General features: G+C 59.6%; 19 protein-coding genes. 8 read left to right on the top strand and 11 right to left on the bottom strand.

All coding sequences use genetic code 11. The annotated features are described in order from the left end of the window. Positions 1–7: 7 nt before the first annotated feature. Positions 8–289 (bottom strand): GNAT family N-acetyltransferase, encoded by a 282-nt coding sequence (locus ACIPIZ_RS11155; protein WP_003226804.1) that lies wholly within the window; start codon positions 287–289, stop codon positions 8–10. Between the two features lie 640 nt (positions 290–929). Here ACIPIZ_RS11155 and ACIPIZ_RS11150 point away from each other — a divergent pair. Next, positions 930–1,151: an alanine-zipper protein gene (locus ACIPIZ_RS11150; RefSeq protein ID WP_401165325.1), complete on the top strand. Its 222-nt coding sequence runs from the start codon at positions 930–932 to the stop codon at positions 1,149–1,151. Positions 1,152–1,278: 127 nt separating this feature from the next. On the opposite strand, the gene ACIPIZ_RS11145 is transcribed toward ACIPIZ_RS11150, so the two are convergent. From ACIPIZ_RS11145 to ACIPIZ_RS11135, 3 genes are all read right to left on the bottom strand, one after another. Beyond that, a complete protein-coding gene (locus ACIPIZ_RS11145) occupies positions 1,279–2,250 on the bottom strand; it encodes a L,D-transpeptidase family protein (RefSeq protein WP_105705224.1) in 972 nt (323 codons plus the stop codon). A 181-nt stretch (positions 2,251–2,431) separates the two neighbouring features. Beyond that, positions 2,432–2,725 carry a hypothetical protein gene (locus ACIPIZ_RS11140; RefSeq protein WP_007908575.1) on the bottom strand — a complete coding sequence of 98 codons (294 nt, stop codon included), beginning with the start codon at positions 2,723–2,725 and terminating at the stop codon, positions 2,432–2,434. A gap of 57 nt (positions 2,726–2,782) precedes the next feature. Further along, complete coding sequence (locus ACIPIZ_RS11135; protein ID WP_064391404.1) at positions 2,783–3,388, bottom strand: arylesterase; 606 nt, start codon at positions 3,386–3,388, stop codon at positions 2,783–2,785. 10 nt (positions 3,389–3,398) lie between these two features. On the opposite strand from ACIPIZ_RS11135, the gene ACIPIZ_RS11130 reads away from it, so the two are divergent. The 3 genes from ACIPIZ_RS11130 to greB are packed head-to-tail and all read left to right on the top strand — an operon-like array spanning position 3,399 to position 7,118. Beyond that, a complete protein-coding gene (locus ACIPIZ_RS11130; protein WP_007908572.1) occupies positions 3,399–4,082 on the top strand; it encodes an ABC transporter ATP-binding protein in 684 nt (227 codons plus the stop codon). After that, positions 4,082–6,586, top strand: coding sequence for an ABC transporter permease (locus ACIPIZ_RS11125; RefSeq protein WP_253482425.1), 2,505 nt, complete (start codon positions 4,082–4,084; stop codon positions 6,584–6,586). Before ACIPIZ_RS11130 ends, ACIPIZ_RS11125 begins: the two co-directional genes overlap by 1 nt. Before the next feature lie 34 nt (positions 6,587–6,620). Further along, positions 6,621–7,118 (top strand): transcription elongation factor GreB, encoded by a 498-nt coding sequence (greB, locus tag ACIPIZ_RS11120; protein WP_003226818.1) that lies wholly within the window; start codon positions 6,621–6,623, stop codon positions 7,116–7,118. 6 nt (positions 7,119–7,124) lie between these two features. Here the strand turns inward: greB and ACIPIZ_RS11115 are convergent, their stop codons facing one another. The 3 genes from ACIPIZ_RS11115 to ACIPIZ_RS11105 form a co-directional block, all read right to left on the bottom strand. Further along, on the bottom strand, positions 7,125–7,433 hold the full coding sequence (locus ACIPIZ_RS11115) for a hypothetical protein (protein ID WP_064391406.1): 309 nt from the start codon (positions 7,431–7,433) through the stop codon (positions 7,125–7,127). Between the two features lie 248 nt (positions 7,434–7,681). Further along, positions 7,682–8,116 carry a DoxX family protein gene (locus ACIPIZ_RS11110; RefSeq protein WP_064391407.1) on the bottom strand — a complete coding sequence of 145 codons (435 nt, stop codon included), beginning with the start codon at positions 8,114–8,116 and terminating at the stop codon, positions 7,682–7,684. Between the two features lie 111 nt (positions 8,117–8,227). Continuing rightward, positions 8,228–9,649: a transglycosylase SLT domain-containing protein gene (locus ACIPIZ_RS11105; RefSeq protein WP_401165322.1), complete on the bottom strand. Its 1,422-nt coding sequence runs from the start codon at positions 9,647–9,649 to the stop codon at positions 8,228–8,230. A gap of 236 nt (positions 9,650–9,885) precedes the next feature. On the opposite strand from ACIPIZ_RS11105, the gene ACIPIZ_RS11100 reads away from it, so the two are divergent. The 3 genes from ACIPIZ_RS11100 (at position 9,886) to ACIPIZ_RS11090 (ending at position 12,902) form a co-directional block, all read left to right on the top strand. Further along, a complete protein-coding gene (locus tag ACIPIZ_RS11100) occupies positions 9,886–10,692 on the top strand; it encodes a TatD family hydrolase (protein ID WP_401165321.1) in 807 nt (268 codons plus the stop codon). Positions 10,693–10,867: 175 nt separating this feature from the next. Then, entirely contained in the window at positions 10,868–12,349 is a 1,482-nt protein-coding gene (locus ACIPIZ_RS11095) for a methyl-accepting chemotaxis protein (RefSeq protein ID WP_150648286.1), read from the top strand. Between the two features lie 187 nt (positions 12,350–12,536). Continuing rightward, positions 12,537–12,902 (top strand): Mpo1-like protein, encoded by a 366-nt coding sequence (locus ACIPIZ_RS11090; RefSeq protein WP_007908547.1) that lies wholly within the window; start codon positions 12,537–12,539, stop codon positions 12,900–12,902. A gap of 1 nt (position 12,903) precedes the next feature. Here ACIPIZ_RS11090 and ACIPIZ_RS11085 read toward each other — a convergent pair whose 3' ends face one another. The 3 genes from ACIPIZ_RS11085 to ACIPIZ_RS11075 form a co-directional block, all read right to left on the bottom strand. Further along, positions 12,904–13,698, bottom strand: coding sequence for an acyl-CoA thioesterase (locus tag ACIPIZ_RS11085; protein WP_401165318.1), 795 nt, complete (start codon positions 13,696–13,698; stop codon positions 12,904–12,906). Between the two features lie 226 nt (positions 13,699–13,924). Beyond that, a complete protein-coding gene (locus ACIPIZ_RS11080; RefSeq protein ID WP_064391413.1) occupies positions 13,925–14,692 on the bottom strand; it encodes a CHAD domain-containing protein in 768 nt (255 codons plus the stop codon). 79 nt (positions 14,693–14,771) lie between these two features. After that, entirely contained in the window at positions 14,772–15,050 is a 279-nt protein-coding gene (locus ACIPIZ_RS11075) for a hypothetical protein (protein ID WP_007908543.1), read from the bottom strand. Positions 15,051–15,267: 217 nt separating this feature from the next. Between ACIPIZ_RS11075 and ACIPIZ_RS11070 the strand changes: the two genes are divergently transcribed. After that, positions 15,268–16,308 carry a patatin-like phospholipase family protein gene (locus ACIPIZ_RS11070; protein ID WP_064391414.1) on the top strand — a complete coding sequence of 347 codons (1,041 nt, stop codon included), beginning with the start codon at positions 15,268–15,270 and terminating at the stop codon, positions 16,306–16,308. Positions 16,309–16,391: 83 nt separating this feature from the next. Here the strand turns inward: ACIPIZ_RS11070 and ACIPIZ_RS11065 are convergent, their stop codons facing one another. Further along, the gene (locus ACIPIZ_RS11065; protein ID WP_064391415.1) at positions 16,392–17,087 is read right to left on the bottom strand and encodes a response regulator; all 696 of its coding nucleotides are present in this window, start codon (positions 17,085–17,087) and stop codon (positions 16,392–16,394) included. Positions 17,088–17,120: the final 33 nt, after the last annotated feature.

The raw sequence follows: 17,120 nt of genomic DNA, 5'->3' as shown, positions 1-17,120 counted from the left end.
CTGCGGTTCAGATCTTGGCGGCGCGGCGCTGGTGACGCTCCATGTAGCGCTCGACGTAGGAGCACGACGGAATCACCGTGTAGCCCATTTCTTCGGCGTATTGCAGCGCGCTTTCGGTCAGCGCAGCAGCAATGCCACGGCCACGCAGGGCGTTGGGCACAAACGTGCGATAGATATCCAGGGTCTGTTTTCCCAGATCCATATAGGTCAGGTAGGCACGATGACCGTCCACATTGGTCTCGAACTGATGACCAGCCTGGTCATGGTGGATGGACAACGCCTCGCTCATCACTACTCCTCGCGGGTCTTGAATTCTGACCCCTACCTTACCGATGTTTTTCCGGCGAAGGAACAACTACGCCACCCCGTGCCTGATGGACACCGAGAAGAGCCACACCGATCTCGCGCAACCGAGCACCTGATAAATAGTAGGCATCATTGGCAAAAATGCTCAAGGTGCGCTCGTCATCAAGCCGGTTGACGGGGGTTGCTCCGATGGACGCAGGGGTGGCGTGGGAGAAGATCTTCCCGGGCCGCTCACCTGAACATTGCCGGATGTTGAGACTTAAGACGTGCAGCCTTTTTTAAAGTCACCTCAACATGGACAAAAGATAAGCGAAGCAGCACGCAAAATCGGAACAAAAGTATGGACGAATTCATTTAGACAGACTTTAGCCAAGACTGCAAAAACAGCACATGACAACGGGAACTTTTTCTCATTAGCTCGCTCTGCGCGGGACTTGTAGCTGGGTGTTTTTTAAACAACCAGGTTAAAAGTTGCTCGAAAAAGAATCAGCAACTACAATTTTTTTTGCTTCTTGCGCTACGTCAGTTTACTTACTACAAGTAATGGGTAGTATGTACGCCGGCTATTTCCTCAATCGTGAGGAGACAGCCACTTAATTTGAAAGTCCTTGAAGGGGAACACGATGAACAACGTTCTGAAATTCTCTGCTCTGGCTCTGGCCGCAGTTCTGGCTACCGGTTGCAGCAGCGCATCGAAAGAAACCGAAGCACGTCTGACCGCTACTGAAGACGCAGCTTACCGTAAAGCTGATGAAGCTCTGGCTGCTGCTCAAAAAGCACAACAGACTGCTGACGAAGCTAACGAGCGTGCTCTGCGCATGCTGGACAAAGCTAGCCGCAAGTAATAATCCCTCGGGATTGTTATCGAGCCGACCCGATTTATCGGGTCGGCTTTTTTATTGCCCATCGTTTTTGTTCAGGCAATAAAAAACCCGCCGACGCTTCACGCATCGACGGGTTCCGGGGTACGACTTACTGCTGCAGGTCGATCGGTGTATTGGCAACAATCGGTGCCGAAGTATTCGGCGTGCCGATTTCCGTTGGCAGGCCATCTTCGGCCGCGACCACATCACGCACCACGTCCCAGTTCACACGCAGGTTGCTGGTGACGTCTTCACGCTTGAGCATCGCGTTGATCACCGCTGTGTGTTTGTCGACCACCGAGGGGTTGCCCTTGTCGTCGATCGGCGTGTGCGCTTCCAGATAAACCTTACCGCCACTGCTGCCGAACTTGTACGCATCGTTGAGGATGCGCACCGAAGTCCCGACCGGGACCATGCCGGCCATTTCCAGCACGTTGTTATTGAACATGCGGAAGCAGCCGTGACTGGTACGCATGCCGATACCGAATTTCTTGTTCGAACCGTGGATCAGGTAGCCTGGCGTGCCAAGGGTGAACTTGAACGGCCCCAGTGGGTTGTCAGGGCCGGCCGGCACCACGTTCGGCAGCGGATCACCGTCAGCGGCGTGTTCAGCCTTGATCGACGCAGGAGGCGTCCAGGTCGGGTTTGGCGTCTTGGCGGTGATCGAGGTATGCGCAATCGGCGAACCCCAGCCCTCACGTCCGATACCCAGCGGGAACGTGTAAACCACGTTCTTGCCCTTCGGGAAATAGTAGAGGCGGTACTCGGCGAGGTTGATCACAATGCCTTCGCGCGGGCCCGGCGGCAGAATGAAACGGGTCGGCAAGACGATTTCTGTACCCGCGCCCGGCAACCAGGCATCGACGCCCGGGTTGGCCGCGACCATTTCCGAGTAACCCAGATCGTACTTCGTGCCCAGATCGGCAAAGGTGTCTTCGTACTTGGCTTTGATCACCTGCACCTGGCCGATGATGTCCTCACCAGGTGGTGGCAGGGGAAACTCCAATGCAGCAACGGGACCGGCCACACACAGGGCGGCAAGTGACAGGCAGCGGGTGACGGCAGGAAAGCGCGGCAACATCCGGAAAATCCTTCGCATGATCAACAAGGGTATAAGAGCGCGATTGTACACCGCGCTTTGAATATTGGGGGAGACAGCCCGATGGACCGCGTCAGGCCTTGAAGAGATCGCAGCCTGCGGCAGCTCCTACAGGTGTACGCCCTTCCTTGCAGGAGCTGCCGCAGGCTGCGATCTTTTGACCTTAAAGCTCGAAACGCAATTCCGGCCAGATCGGCGATGTGCCGCGCTTCTGCGATTCCAGAATCGCCCGGCACAGCGAGCACAGTCGCTGATCCTGAAACACCCGGCGATCCACGCTCGACCAGCGCGGTTGAGCTGGCAGCAGACTGCCGCACAGGGTGCGATCGGCCGAGCCACCGAGTTCGAGTTGCCGGGTCACCAGATGCACCCGCACTTCCTGGCAGGCGAACAGATCCAGCTGCTCGTCAGGCTCGATCAGTTGGTAGGCAAACAGGGACCAGGCAGAACGCGACATCGGGGGCTCCAAATAAGGGGGCGCCACATTAGCCGAAAGCCTGCCCTTAGAAAAGCCTCATAACAGCGGTTTTAGCGTCGGCCAGACATTTTCCAGCAACTTGCCCTGAGCCCCGGCTGCCGGGTGCAGACCATCGGCCTGCATCAAGTCCGGATGACCGCCGACGCCGTCGAGGAAAAACGGTACCAGCGGGATCTTTTTATCGTCCGCGAGTTTGCCGTAGACCTCGGCGAAAGCGTCGGTGTAGCGCTTGCCGTAATTGGGCGGCAACTGCATGCCGAGCAACAGCACCTTGGCACCGCTCTGGCGGGAGCTGTCGATCATCGAGGCAAGATTTTGTTGCAATTGAATTGGCGGCATTCCGCGCAGGCCATCGTTGCCGCCAAGTTCGAGGATCACCAGTTCCGGCTTATGCTCTGCAAGCAGCGCCGGCAGGCGCGCCTGGCCTCCGGCACTGGTGTCGCCGCTGATGGAGGCATTGACCACTTTATCGTCGAAACCCTCCTGTTTGAGCCGTTGCTCGAGCAACGACACCCACCCCAAACGGGTATCCAGTCCGAAACCGGCGCTGATACTATCGCCAACGATCAGGACAGTACCCGCCGCTGCGTTCTGGGCCATGCACATCAAGGCCAGGCCAGCACTCAAAAACCACACACGCATCGGATTCTCCATGGGCGCAAGCATTCTCACCGCGAAGAACCTCAGCAAAGTGGTTCCCAGCGCGGAAGGTGAACTGACTATCCTGCACGAACTCAGCCTGGAACTGAACAAGGGCGACAGCCTGGCCATCGTCGGCGCGTCCGGTTCCGGCAAATCCACCCTCCTCGGCTTGCTCGCCGGCCTCGACTTGCCGAGCAGTGGCGAAGTCATCCTCGCCGGCCAGGGCCTGAGCAATCTCGACGAAGACCAGCGCGCCCGCATCCGCGCCGAACACGTCGGTTTTGTCTTTCAGTCGTTCCAGTTGCTCGACAGTCTCAATGCGCTGGAAAACGTCATGCTGCCGCTGGAACTCGATGGCCGCAAAGACGCCCGTGAACGGGCGACCGAATTACTCCAGCGCGTTGGCCTCGGCCAGCGCCTGACACATTCGCCGCGCCAGCTCTCGGGTGGTGAACAGCAGCGCGTGGCGATAGCGCGCGCGTTTGCCGCCGAGCCTGACGTGCTGTTCGCTGACGAGCCGACCGGCAACCTCGACAGCCATACCGGTGAGCGCATCAGCGATTTGCTCTTCGAATTGAACAAGGAACGCGGCACCACCCTGGTGCTGGTGACCCACGACGAACGCCTGGCCCATCGCTGCCGGCGCCTGATCCGCCTTGAAGCCGGGCTGTTGGTCGCCCCTCTGGAGCCTTGATGGCACGTTTGCCGCTGTTGCGTCTGTTCAGTCTCGCCATACGCCAACTCATGCGCGATGCCCGCGCCGGTGAATTGCGCGTGTTGTTCTTCGCGTTGGTGGTGGCGGTGGCGGCGAGTACCGCCATCGGTTATTTCGGTGCTCGCCTCAACGGCGCCATGACCCTGCGCGCCACCGAGTTTCTCGGTGCCGATCTGGTGCTCGAAGGCAGTTCACCGGCGCGCGAGGAACAAATCAAGAGCGGCACCGAATTACGCCTCAACCATGCGCAAGTGGTGGAGTTCTCCAGTGTTATCGCCACCGACAACGGCATTCAGCTGTCGAGCATCAAGGCCGTCGACCGCGCGTATCCTTTGCGTGGCGAACTGAAAAGTGCTCCAGCGCCCTTCGCAACCGAAGATATTGGCGGCGAACCGCAACCGGGCGAAGCCTGGGTCGAGGCGCGTCTGTTGACGGCGCTGGACCTGAAGATCGGCGACAGTATCGACGTTGGCATGAAGACGCTGAAGCTGACCCGCGTGCTGACCTACGAACCGGATCGCGCCGGCAACTTCTATAGCCTGACGCCTCGGGTCATGATCAACCTCGACGACCTCGCCGCAACCGGCGTCGTGCAACCCGGCAGCCGCGTAAGTTACCGCGAACTGTGGCGCGGCGAACCGCAGGCGCTGGAAACCTATCGGCAACTGATCAAACCGGGGCTTGCGGCCAACCAGCGGATTCAGGATGCCCGCGACGGCAACCGGCAGATTGGCGGTGCGCTGGGCAAAGCCGAGCGTTATCTGAACATGGCCAGTCTGGTCGCCGTGCTGCTGGCCGGCGTGGCCGTGGCGTTGTCAGCGAACCGTTTCGCCAGCCGGCGTTTCGATGCCAGTGCCTTGTTGCGCTGCCTCGGGTTGTCACGCCGGGAAACCATGCTGCTGTTCAGTATTCAACTGACGGTGCTCGGCCTGTTCGCCGCCCTCAGCGGCGCGTTGCTTGGCTGGCTGGCGCAATTGGGCCTGTTCGCCCTGCTGCATGATCTGCTGCCAAGTGACGTTCCTCCGGGCGGCCTGTTTCCGGCTATCGCCGGTATTGGCACCGGACTGGTGGCATTGGCCGGTTTCGCCTTGCCGCCGCTGGCTGCGCTGGGCCGCGTGCCGCCGTTGCGTGTGCTGCGCCGGGACATGTTGCCCATCCCGTCGAGTACCTGGATGGTTTACGGCGCAGCTTTGGGTGCGCTTGGCCTGATCATGTGGCGCCTGAGCCTGGATCTACTGCTGACCTTTGCCCTGCTCGGTGGTGGCGTGGTGGCTGCGTTGGTCTTGGGCGGATTGCTGTTGTTGTTGCTGCAAAGCCTGCGGCGGATGCTCGCCCGCGCTTCTCTGCCGTGGCGCCTGGGCTTGGGCCAGTTGCTACGCCATCCCTTGGCAGCGGCCGGTCAGTCGTTGGCATTCGGTTTGATTCTGCTGTCGATGGCCCTGATCGCTTTGCTGCGCGGTGAACTGCTCGACACCTGGCAAAACCAGTTGCCGAAAAATGCACCGAACTACTTCGCCCTGAACATCCTGCCGGCAGACAAACAGGCCTTTGCCGATCATCTGGTCAATGTCTCTGCGCAAGCGGCGCCGCTCTATCCGGTCGTGCCCGGGCGGCTGATCAGCATCAATGGCGATCCGGTGCAGCAAATCGTCAGCAAGGACTCGGCCGGAGACCGGGCGATTCAACGTGACCTGAGCCTGACCTGGGCGGCGGACTTGCCGGCGGGCAACAAGCTCACCGCAGGTGAATGGTGGAAGGATCAACCGACCGACGATGTTCCCGGTGTCTCGGTGGAAGGTAAGGTCGCCGAAAGCCTCAAGCTCAAACTCGGCGATCACATGGTGTTCAGCGTCGGTGGGGTCAATCGCGAAGCGAAGGTCAGCAGCCTGCGCGAGATCAACTGGGACAACTTCCAGCCGAACTTCTTCATGATCTTCCAGCCAGGCACATTGAAGGATCTGCCGGCGACCTACCTGACCAGTTTCTATCTGGCACCGGGTCATGATCAGCAGATCGTCGAGCTGTCGCGAACCTTCCCGGCCGTCACCATCCTGCAGGTCGAAGCATTGCTGGAACAACTGCGCAGCATCCTCGCTCAGGTCACCCTGGCCGTGGAATATGTTTTGTTGTTCGTGTTGGCGGCGGGAATGGCCGTGCTGTTCTCAGGCTTGCAAGCGACGCTGGATGAACGCATTCGCCAGGGTGCCTTGCTGCGTGCACTGGGCGCGGAACGACAGTTGCTGATCAAGGCAAGGCGCATCGAGTTCGGCCTGCTCGGCGCGGTCAGCGGTCTGCTCGCGGCAATCGGTTCGGAAGTGGTGAGTCTGGTGCTGTATCGCTACGCCTTCGACCTGCCGTGGCATCCGCATCCGTGGTTGCTGGTGCTGCCTTTGATTGGCGCAGTGCTGATTGGCGGTGCCGGCGTGTTCGGCACACGTCGGGCGCTGAATGCGAGCCCACTGACAGTGTTGCGCGAGGGTTGATAGACTCAACCGCTCTTAACCACAAGAAGTAGCCATGAGCCGTTATCGCCCTCCTCGCACCGCCGGCACCGCGCTGATCACCCCTGAAGGTGAAGCGCGGATGCGTGCCGAATTTCATGAGCTGTGGCATGTGCGCCGTCCGCAGGTGACGCAATCGGTCAGCGAAGCGGCGGCTCAGGGTGACCGCTCGGAAAACGCCGAGTACACCTACGGCAAGAAGATGCTGCGCGAGATCGACAGTCGCGTGCGCTTTCTCACCAAACGCCTGGAAGCACTCAAGGTCGTCAGCGAAAAGCCCAGCGATCCGAACAAGGTCTACTTTGGCGCCTGGGTAACCATCGAAGACGAAGACGGCAAGCAATCGCGCTACCGCATCGTCGGCCCGGATGAACTGGATCTGAAACTGGGCCTGATCAGCATCGACTCGCCACTGGCCCGTGCCTTGATCGGCAAGGCGCTGGACGCCGAAGTTCGAGTGCAGACGCCGACTGGCGAGCAATTCGTTTACATCGTCGCTATCGACTATCCGTAAAGCGTATCAGCGACGAGTGATCAGACCCTGCCGCGCAACGCGGACCAGTTGTTTGATCATCTCTGGCGCATCTTCGGAAGCCGGGGCCTGAATCACTGCCAGATCAAAACTGTCAGTGGCGAAACGCGCCAGCGACTCGCCGTCTTCAACGAACTGGATCAGGAACGCGGCAGGACCGCCGCTGCGACGTGGCCAGCCATCGAGATAACGCAACAGCGTCGGCTGATGTTTGCCGCCAAGAAGAATTTTCGGGTTGCGCTGGGTGATATGTGCCGTGATCGGCGCGGGACGTGCTGGAGGGCGTAGTGCATTCATCGTGTCGTGTCTCTGCCTCAAAAGTCTGCATGGCAGGTGAGAGGCAACACCGAACCAGCGCTTTAGCGGTATTTCGAAGCCCTGTTCCGGCTTCTGACGGCAACTGTTCAAGTCACCTGGCGCCCCGCAAGTAGCTGTTTAAATCGGCGCATGGGCAACATCCTAGAGAACGTGACCGATGAGTGTCAAGAATCAGCCGCAACAAAAAAGGCCCGCACAATGCGGGCCTTTTCCTTGAGCCAGAGCCTTCAACCGGCGATGGCGCGATCCACCGAAAGCTTGCCGGCGCCTTCGATCAGTACCGCGAGGCTGCCACCCAGCAGGGCCAGAGCGAACTCATAACCGTTGTTGGCCATGAACAAACCGTTGCTGATGTGTACGGTGAAGATCGCCACCAGCGACAGGAAGGTCAGGCCCAACGCCGCAGGACGCACCAGCAAGCCGATGATCAAGGCCAGGCCGGCGAAGAACTCGGTACCGCCGGCCAGCGTGGCCATCACGTAACCCGGGTGCAGGCCGATGCTGTCCATGTACTGCGCCGTGCCTGCCAGACCATAACCACCGAACAGACCGAAGAGTTTTTGCGAGCCGTGAGCTGCGAAGATCACGCCGACAGCGATGCGCAGGATGGTCAGACCGTAGCCGGCGCGGGTGAACAGGACTTTGTTGATCAGAGAGTTCATGGGGCATTCCTTGTTTTGCGAAAAGTGTTGTGTGTTGGTTGGCCGCTATATTAATCAGTAAATCTCATGTTAAAAGCGCAAATATTCCGCCATAACAATCAAATTATTAGATCATTTACGTGAGACGACTTTCTGCGCCCCGGGCTCCAACGACTCCCGCTCCCGGTCGAACGCCAAGTAGTACTTGTTCACGCTATTAACATAGCTGACCGGCCCCATTCCCACCTGCTCCATGGCGATTCGCTCGACCTGAAAGAACCACTGATTGGGATTCAGCCCCCGGCGTCGGGCCTCAGCGCGCATACCCTGCACGCGCTCGGGGCCGATGTTGTAGGCCGCCAGAGTGAAGGCCATGCGTTCGCGCTCATTGAGCTTGGGGCTGTTGAAGAATTTGCGGCGGATCATCGCCAGATATTTGGCCCCAGCCTGCACATTCGCATCGAGGTTCTGAATGTTGTTCACGCCGACTCGCTGAGCGGCGGAAGGCGTGATCTGCATCAGCCCGGTCGGGCCACTGCCGCTGCGGGCATTGGGTTGCAGGCGTGATTCCTTGAACGCCAGTGCGGCCAGATTGAGCCAGTCCATGTTCTGCGCCTGGGCGTGCTTTTGCAGGGTCGGACGCAGTTTTTCCAGGCGCTGGCGATCAGCCTTGGCCAATGGATAGTGGACTTGATAGAGACGGCGGTAGATGCGCAGAAACGCTACGTCCTCGTTGGAGGGCTTCTTGTAACCACCGAGAAAGCGATCAATGCTCGCCCGCAACATCGCAGCATCACGACGTACGAACCAGTACTCCTCGCCCGGCTCACTGATCATCACTTGCCGGTCGAAACGCAACTTCGGCAAAATCTTGCCCCAGCGTTCGGCGATCGGTTGCTCGACAATCGTCAGATGAAAAATTCCGCCCTGAACCATCTCCAGCACGTCTTCGACGGCCAGTGTCGGATCAACCCATTCAATCTTGATCGGCGCCAGTTTGTGCAACGCCAGTTTCTGATTGAGCTGACTGACCGCCTCCCCCGCCGCACTGCCGGTGGGCAACGCCAAGGTTTTGCCGGAGAGCTGCTCGACTTTGGTGTAGCGCCGCTCGCCCTTGATCCCCACCAGCACCAGCGGCACGTTGCTGGAGATCGGCTCGCTACTGGCGACCGCATAGCCTGGCTGCAAATCGAGCAATTCACCCGGCGCGACCAGATCACCTTCACCACGCTGCAACGCGCCGAGCAGTTGATCCTTGGCTTTGGGAATGATCTTGAGGGTGATTTCCTGGCCATCACGGGCGTGGCCATTGAGGTATTGCTCGAAGGCGCGCAGGCGATGGTATTCGACGCCGATGGCCTGGCCCTGGACTTCGCCGGAGCTGTTGCGGCTCTGGTTGACCAATACGCGCAACACTCGACTGCTGCGAATCTCGGACAAGTCGCGCACTTTGGCGGCCGGCACGGCTTGCAGCGGCCCGGGCAGGCGCGCGACCGCCGTGATCGGCAGTAGCAACGAGGCACACAACAGCAGCAAAACCGAGGGACGAACCATCCACTCTCCGGAAAGAATACGGGGCAATTTCACCGCTGAACGGTCGAAATCACCGACGGAAACAGAGCGCCTTGAGCGCTGGCAAAGTGCAAGAGACTGGCACAGTGATGGCATCTTTGCCAAACCGGGCTGCCTCGCGGCCTCAAGAGACAGCTATAACTCGTTGTAGTTCTTGGCTTTTCTTATGAATCTACAGCTCTGGTATGCTTTCCGGCCTTCGGCCCGAGGTAGCAACCATGCAACTCATCGATATCGGCGTCAACCTGACCAACCCAAGTTTCGCCGACAAAAACCAGGCCGTGCTCGACCGCGCCTATGCCGCCGGGGTCTGCCAACTGGTGCTGACCGGCACCAGCGTCGAGGGCAGCGAGCAGGCACTGGAGCTGTGCCAGCAACTCGATGAGGGTGGCCAGCGACTGTTCGCTACCGCCGGTATTCATCCACATTCGGCCAGTGACTGGAACGCAGACAGCGCGCGACGTCTGCGCAGTTTGTTGTCGGAAACCAACGTTGTCGCCGTGGGTGAATGCGGACTGGATTTCAACCGCGATTTCTCGCCGCGCCCGCAGCAGGAGAAAGTCCTCGAAGAACACTTGGCCATGGCCGTTGAATTGCAGTTGCCGGTGTTCCTGCACGAACGCGATGCCAGCCAGCGTTTGCTGGAAATCCTCAAAGACTTCCGCGATCAACTGCCCGCCGCTGTCGTGCACTGCTTCACCGGCGAGCAAAAAGCTTTGTTCAGCTATCTCGATCTGGACCTGCACATCGGCATTACCGGCTGGATCTGCGACGAGCGCCGTGGCACGCATCTGCATCCGCTGGTGAAAGAGATCAAACGCGGACGCTTGATGCTGGAAAGTGACGCGCCGTACTTGCTGCCACGCACCTTGCGACCGAAACCGAAGAACGGCCGCAATGAGCCGGCGTATCTGACTGAAGTCCTGCGCGAAGTGGCGTTGCATCGTGGCGAAACCGAGGAAGATCTGGCGGCACACACCACCGCGTGTGCCCGTGCGTTCTACAACCTCCCGGCATTGGCGTAAGCCGCAAAAGATCGCAGCCTTCGGCAGCTCCTACAGGGCGTACGCCATCCCAATGTAGGAGCTGCCGAAGGCTGCGATCTTTTGATCTCTTGACCCACATCAAATCGAGTCCTCTGCATAGCGGCACAATAATGGCACCTTGCCAAAACTGTTTCCGCTATCAGAGAAGACCTCCATGGGTGCCTGGCTTAGCAATATCTCGCTGAAATACAAATTCTGGGCGGTCAATGCAGTCGCCTTCGTCACCACCCTGCTGCTGGTGTTGTACGCCGTGCAACTCGAACAACAGGCGCGCAGTCACGCGTCACGTGCCTCGGCACAAGCCCAGGCGCAATTGCTCAAGGCCTGGCCAGCCAGCCTGGCCCTGCCCAAAGCTGATCAGGTGCTGACCTTCAAACGTGGGGAAGCGCCGCGCCTCAATGATCAACCGCTGCTGGAGATCACTGACAACAACGGCTGGATCGACATCAATCACATGCCGCTGTTTGGCGATAACCTGCTGATGGGTGCCGAAGTGTTCAGCCGCACCGATGGCCAACAGGTCGCAGTAATTGCTCATGGCCCGAGCCTGAGCCAAGTGTTCAGCGAGCGTTTCGCCAACTACGCGGTGGCGGTGTTCATCCTGATGCTGGCGATGCTCGGCGCTTCACAACTGCTGATCCGTTTCCTGCTCAGCCAGCTCAACACCTTGAAAGACGTCATGCTCCACGTCGAAAAAAGCGGCGATCTTTCAGCCCGAGTGCCGCTGGCCGGTAAAGACGAAGTCGGACAGATGGCCAATGCGTTCAACGCGATGCAGGCTGGTTACCAGCGCGTCGTGACCACCGTTGCCAACACCGCGCGGCAACTGGACATCGGCGCAGCGCGGCTGGCGTTGAGCATGAACGAAGTGCGCCACGGCATGCTCGGCCAGCAGAGCGAAACCGATCAGGCCGCCACTGCGATCAACGAAATGACCGCCACGGTTTATCACATCGCCCAGCACGCCGGCGCCACCCGTGATCTTTCGCAGACTGCTGATGGCCTCGCCGGCAGCGGTCAGCAAGTGGTGGCCCGGGTGCAGCATTCGATTGCCGGTTTGTCCAACGGCGTACAACAGACAGCCGAAATGATCCAGCGCCTGGCCGAAGACAGTCAGAAGATCAACGGCGTGGTCAGCGTGATTCACAGTATCGCCGAGCAGACCAACCTGCTGGCGTTGAACGCCGCCATTGAAGCAGCCCGCGCCGGTGAGATGGGCCGAGGTTTTGCGGTAGTGGCCGATGAGGTGCGTAACCTCGCCAAACGCGTGCAAACCTCCACCGACGAGATCACCACCATGGTGTCGGCCTTGCAGGCGGGCACTCGCGATGCGGTGGATTTCATGCAGGAGAGTTCGTACAAGGCCGACGATTGCGTGCAGCAAGCGCAAGAGGCCGGCGCGGCGCTGGCGGAAATCACGGGAGCGGTGGCGCAGATGCGTGAAAGCAATACGCAGATTGCCGTCGCGGCGGAGCAGCAAAGTCAGGTTGCCGAAGAGATGAACCGGGCGGTGGTGAGTATTCGTGATGTGACCGAGAACACCGTGCAGCAGACCGTGGATTCGGCGACGACCAGTAATGAGTTGGCGACGTTGGCCGGGGAGTTGAGCAAGGCCATAGGTCAGTTGAAGCTTTGAAGATCAAAAGATCGCAGCCTTCGGCAGCTCCTGCAGGTGTACGCATTTCAATGTAGGAGCTGCCGAAGGCTGCGATCTTTTTTGTCCATCATTACTATGATGCCAATAGCCAACCTTGATTCGCCGCCCTCCGCGCCCGGGCCTATTCTTCAACCATGAGTTCAACATGGATCGAGGAGTAGAAAACATGGGCAAACGTCACCCCAACCTTCCCGCGTGGCAATGGCGCGCGTACCCGGGCAATCATCAGCACCCGACCAATCTGGTGTTGCACCTGATCGCCGTACCGCTGTTCATCGTCGCGTTTCTGCTGATTGTGTCCGGGGTGTTCAGCCTGAGTCTGGCCAGCGTCGCCATCGGCGTGATCGGTATCGTCGCGGCGCTGGGTTTGCAGCGTCACGGCCACAGCCTGGAGGCGCAAGCCTCCGAGCCGTTCAGTGATCGAAAAGATGCGGTGTCGCGGTTACTGGTCGAGCAGTTTCTGACTTTTCCGCGCTTCTTTCTCAGTGGCGGCTGGTGGCGCGCCTGGCGTGAGCGCCACCGTCGGCATTGAGTCAGGCGAAGATCGTGACGGTCTGGCGACTCATCGCAATCAACTCGCCTTCTGAGCTCCACAGCTTGGCGGCCACATGGCCGTAGCCGTCAGCGGCGTACTCGATGTCGGCTAGATATTGGCACCAGTCCAGTGTGCTCAAGTCACGTAGCGGCTGAACGAATTCGATGGTCCAGGTCAACGTGCTGCCCGGTGCAGGCCTCTTCAGATACGGCAACAGCGCGGGTGGCCACGCATCCACCAAGGCCAGCAGATGCGCCTCTTTGACCGGCTCTTCTTTGACATCCCCACGCAAGCGCACCCAGCCTCCCATCAAACGCGATTGATTGCCGGTGAACGGCATGCCGCCGACGCTCCAACGCATCGCCAGATGACGCATGAATTCCGGGGTCACGCCTTTGATGTAAGGCAGCTCCTGGCATTCGTCCCAGTGTTTCATTGACGGCGCCGGATACGCTTCGACGGCAACCTCCGATGGCCGCGAAGCGCCAAAACTGCCTTGGACGATGGTCACCACCTGGCCATTCTGCATCGCCCGGCCCATGACCTGGCTGACCGCTTTGCCTTCGCGCAGCACGTCCACTTCGAAACGCACCGGGACTTCGGGTTCGACAGGGCCGACAAAGGTGATCGCCAGCGAACGCACCGGGCGATCCGCCGGCACTTGCGCACGCATGGCTTCGTATTGCAGCGCCGCCACCAGGCCACCGAAACTGGCGCGACCCTGGCCCCATTCGGCAGGGATGGTCAGTTCCGGTTGGCGGCGGACAGCATTGAGCAGATCGCTAAAGCGCATGGCAACCTCAGAAAACGAGAAAGGAATGCAGGGATCTTAACCAGAGCTGCACCGCGCCGCAGCGTCTATTCCGGTCAAATGGGCTGACAGAAAGGCCTTCATTAAATATCAGCCACATTGGAGATCCCCTGTAGGAGTGAGCCTGCTCGCGATAGCGGCCTGACACTCAACAAATGTCAGGCCGCTATCGCGAGCAGGCTCATTCCTACAGGGGATTGTGGTGATTTCAGGATTTGAAACAGGCTGAACTGAGTTTTTCGAGCACACGATCAGCCTTGATTTCAGCCTGGATCATGGTCGCCTGCCAGGTTGCAACGCAGGGCTGAAGGTCTGCTTCCAGCTCGGCTTTCGCCAGCCATTGCCAGCAATCATGCCAGTCGCCCAGCGCGCCTTGCGCAGACTTCAGTCGCTTGAGTGCCGCTTGCGGCAAGCGATCCAGTTCGGGATAAGCTTCGATGCCGTAGCGCACGCGTTTGATCAGCAAACGCAGACGATGACGGTCGTGAGCGGGATCATGCAACGCCTCATCAAGTTTCTGCCATTGCTTGCCGAGGCGTTTTTCGATGCGTTTGCCCAAGCCCTTGAGCAAACCCTGACGCTGAGAGGCGCGCAGGAATCGCGGGAAAGCGTCGAGAATCATCAGCAGCGAAGCCACCTCGGCACTCGCCGCCAGCGCCGGATAAGCCTCCGCCATCTGCGCCATGCGCCGTTGCGCAGCTTGCGGCTGATCATGCTTGAGCAGATACGCCGCCAACACCTCGCGATCACGCCAGGGTGTGGTCAACTGGCCAACAGCAGACGCCGCGTCTTCGAGTTGCTCGACACCCGGCAAACCGCGCAATGGCCGCAGCAGACTGCGCAAACGCCGCACCGTAGTGCGCAGATCATGCAGCGCCTCGGGATCGGTGCGCGCGCTCAACCGCGCCTGACAAGCCAGCAAGCGCACCTCAAGGCTCAGGACATGAGCCACCAAGCGGTCAACCAACGCAGACATCTCTTGCTCCCGTTTCAAATGGCCTCGGGGATGAGTCTGGCGCTTTGCCAACCCTGCATCCTTGCTTCACGTCAGCAGCTTAGCGCCCGGCGCGGGATTCGCGAATGTAGAAGCGCGCCTTCTCGGCTTTCTTGCTGCAACCTTCAAAGCCCTCGAATTGCTGCTGGGTCTTGGCCGCGGTCAGCAGCGACAGCGCCTTGGAATAACTGACGGTGCCGGCAAAACCTTCGGCCTTGGCCAGATCCAATTCATGCCAAGCGGCGTCGAGCTGGCTGCCACAGCTGTCGCGGTAAGCGGTTTTACCGGCGCAACCGGCCAATGCCAGAGCCATCAACGGCACACAGATCCAGGCTTTCATCACTCACACCTCAAAATAGGTCAACAGTCGTGCAGGTAAGACGGTAAGGCTGCGAAAAAGTGCCTTGCCGGCGGGTGAAACCGCGCAACTGAGAAGGATAGCGCTGAAGGGTCATGCAATATCGAAAAAACGACGTCACCGGCGCACTCAACGACCATGGCGATTGAGCCCGCCCAGCGATGGGTGCATTGTGGAACCTTGTCGGGGAGGAAGCTGGATGAAAAAGCGTGTCGCATTGGTGCTGGGCTCCGGTGGCGCCCGGGGCTACGCCCATATCGGGGTCATTGAAGAGATTGAACGACGCGGTTATGACATCGCCTGCATTGCCGGATGTTCGATGGGCGCGGTGGTCGGCGGGATCTACGCCGCCGGCAAACTCGATGTATACAAGAACTGGATCGAAAGTCTCGACTATCTGGATGTGCTGCGGCTGGTCGACGTGAGTTTTCGTCTCGGCGCGATTCGTGGCGAGAAGGTCTTCGGGCAGATCCGCAAGATCGTCGGCGAGATCAACATCGAAGACTTGCGCATCCCCTACACCGCCGTCGCCGCCGACCTCACCAATCAACAGGAAATCTGGTTTCAGGAAGGTTGTCTGCATCAGGCAATGCGCGCCTCGGCAGCGATTCCAAGCCTGTTCACGCCAGTCATGCAAGGCAATCGCATGCTGGTCGACGGCGGCATTCTCAATCCATTGCCGATCGTGCCAGTGGTCTCCAGTCACTGTGATCTGATCATTGCGGTCAATCTCAATTCGACCAACCAGCGCCATTACAAATTGCCGGTGATCCAGCGCCCGCCGGCGTTCCGCTCGCGATTCGACAGCCTGATCAATTCGTTGGGGTCGAAGATGCCGTTCCGCCGCAAACAGGCTGAGCAGTTGTTGAAGCTGGAACAGGAAGCACTGCGCGCCGAGGCGGCAGATATCAACCCATGGCTCGAAGGCGCCGAGCCGGAGAGCCAGCAACCGGCCGCCGCGCCCGAACGTGAAGGTGCACCGAAATCCGCGACCGGTTCGTTCATCATCGATAACGTCGGGCCGGCGTCGCTGCTGGACTTGATCAACCAGAGTTTCGAGGTGATGCAGACCTCGCTGGCGCAGTACAAGATTGCCGGGTATCCGCCGGATATCCTGATCAACGTACCGAAGCGGGTGTGCCGGTTTTTCGAGTTTTACAAGGCGCCGGAGTTGATCGCGTTGGGGCGAGAGATTGCGCGGGATACGCTGGATCGGTATGAGAGTGAGCAGCAGCAATAAAGATCAAAAGATCGCAGCCTTCGGCAGCTCCTACAGGGGAACGCATTCCAATGTAGGAGCTGCCGAAGTCTGCGATCTTTTAGCTATCCCGCAGATTCCAACAGCCGATAGCCAACCCCGGCTTCAGTGACAATAAACCGCGGCCGCGTCGGATCATCCGCCAGCTTCTGGCGCAAATGCCCCACCACAATCCGCAGATAATGGCTGTCCTCGGTGTGCGTCGGTCCCCAGATATCCTTGAGCAGTTGTTGCTGGGTAATCACCCGCCCCGGATGCCGCGCCAGTTGCGCCAGCACCGCGTATTCCTTGCGGGTCAGCGCCACTTCGACGCCGTCGAGCAACACCCGCCGGTACGCCAGATCGACTGTCAGCGGGCCGAAATTCAGCGCCGCTTGCTGCGCCTCGCCTGCCGGGGCCTGGCGCAACAATGCCCGCACCCGCGCCAGAAACTCCTGAATCCCGAACGGCTTGGTCACGTAGTCATTGGCGCCGCCATCCAGCGCCTGGACTTTCTGCCCTTCGCTGGCGCGCACCGACAGCACCAGCACTGGCGCCGTGGCCCATTCGCGAAACTCGCGCAGCACTTGCTGGCCGTCCATGTCCGGCAAGCCGAGATCGAGCACCAGCAGGTCCGGTTTGTTCAGCGCCGCTTGCGCGAGACCTTCGGCACCGGTGCCGGCCTCAAGCACTTTGTAGCCCTGTGAGGCGAGGCTGATGCGCAGGAACTTGCGGATTTGCGGTTCGTCGTCGATGACCAGAATGGTCGCGGTCTGGCTCATGGATTCACATCAACAGAAAAGAGTGGCAAGAGA

Source organism: Pseudomonas sp. NPDC087690, from assembly GCF_044743175.1.
In the GTDB taxonomy this organism is placed as follows: Bacteria; Pseudomonadota; Gammaproteobacteria; order Pseudomonadales; family Pseudomonadaceae; genus Aquipseudomonas.
This window is presented reverse-complemented; position numbering and strand designations above follow the sequence as displayed.

Coding starts and splice junctions, on each gene's coding strand:
- ACIPIZ_RS11145 (WP_105705224.1), bottom strand. CDS start 2,250: ATGTTGCCGCGCTTTCCTGCCGTCACCCGCTGCCTGTCACTTGCCGCC.
- ACIPIZ_RS11150 (WP_401165325.1), top strand. CDS start 930: ATGAACAACGTTCTGAAATTCTCTGCTCTGGCTCTGGCCGCAGTTCTG.
- ACIPIZ_RS11090 (WP_007908547.1), top strand. CDS start 12,537: ATGGGCAAACGTCACCCCAACCTTCCCGCGTGGCAATGGCGCGCGTAC.
- ACIPIZ_RS11130 (WP_007908572.1), top strand. CDS start 3,399: ATGGGCGCAAGCATTCTCACCGCGAAGAACCTCAGCAAAGTGGTTCCC.
- ACIPIZ_RS11100 (WP_401165321.1), top strand. CDS start 9,886: ATGCAACTCATCGATATCGGCGTCAACCTGACCAACCCAAGTTTCGCC.
- ACIPIZ_RS11070 (WP_064391414.1), top strand. CDS start 15,268: ATGAAAAAGCGTGTCGCATTGGTGCTGGGCTCCGGTGGCGCCCGGGGC.
- ACIPIZ_RS11080 (WP_064391413.1), bottom strand. CDS start 14,692: ATGTCTGCGTTGGTTGACCGCTTGGTGGCTCATGTCCTGAGCCTTGAG.
- ACIPIZ_RS11125 (WP_253482425.1), top strand. CDS start 4,082: ATGGCACGTTTGCCGCTGTTGCGTCTGTTCAGTCTCGCCATACGCCAA.
- ACIPIZ_RS11155 (WP_003226804.1), bottom strand. CDS start 289: ATGAGCGAGGCGTTGTCCATCCACCATGACCAGGCTGGTCATCAGTTC.
- ACIPIZ_RS11085 (WP_401165318.1), bottom strand. CDS start 13,698: ATGCGCTTTAGCGATCTGCTCAATGCTGTCCGCCGCCAACCGGAACTG.
- ACIPIZ_RS11135 (WP_064391404.1), bottom strand. CDS start 3,388: ATGCGTGTGTGGTTTTTGAGTGCTGGCCTGGCCTTGATGTGCATGGCC.
- ACIPIZ_RS11110 (WP_064391407.1), bottom strand. CDS start 8,116: ATGAACTCTCTGATCAACAAAGTCCTGTTCACCCGCGCCGGCTACGGT.
- ACIPIZ_RS11065 (WP_064391415.1), bottom strand. CDS start 17,087: ATGAGCCAGACCGCGACCATTCTGGTCATCGACGACGAACCGCAAATC.
- ACIPIZ_RS11095 (WP_150648286.1), top strand. CDS start 10,868: ATGGGTGCCTGGCTTAGCAATATCTCGCTGAAATACAAATTCTGGGCG.
- greB (WP_003226818.1), top strand. CDS start 6,621: ATGAGCCGTTATCGCCCTCCTCGCACCGCCGGCACCGCGCTGATCACC.
- ACIPIZ_RS11075 (WP_007908543.1), bottom strand. CDS start 15,050: ATGAAAGCCTGGATCTGTGTGCCGTTGATGGCTCTGGCATTGGCCGGT.
- ACIPIZ_RS11105 (WP_401165322.1), bottom strand. CDS start 9,649: ATGGTTCGTCCCTCGGTTTTGCTGCTGTTGTGTGCCTCGTTGCTACTG.
- ACIPIZ_RS11140 (WP_007908575.1), bottom strand. CDS start 2,725: ATGTCGCGTTCTGCCTGGTCCCTGTTTGCCTACCAACTGATCGAGCCT.
- ACIPIZ_RS11115 (WP_064391406.1), bottom strand. CDS start 7,433: ATGAATGCACTACGCCCTCCAGCACGTCCCGCGCCGATCACGGCACAT.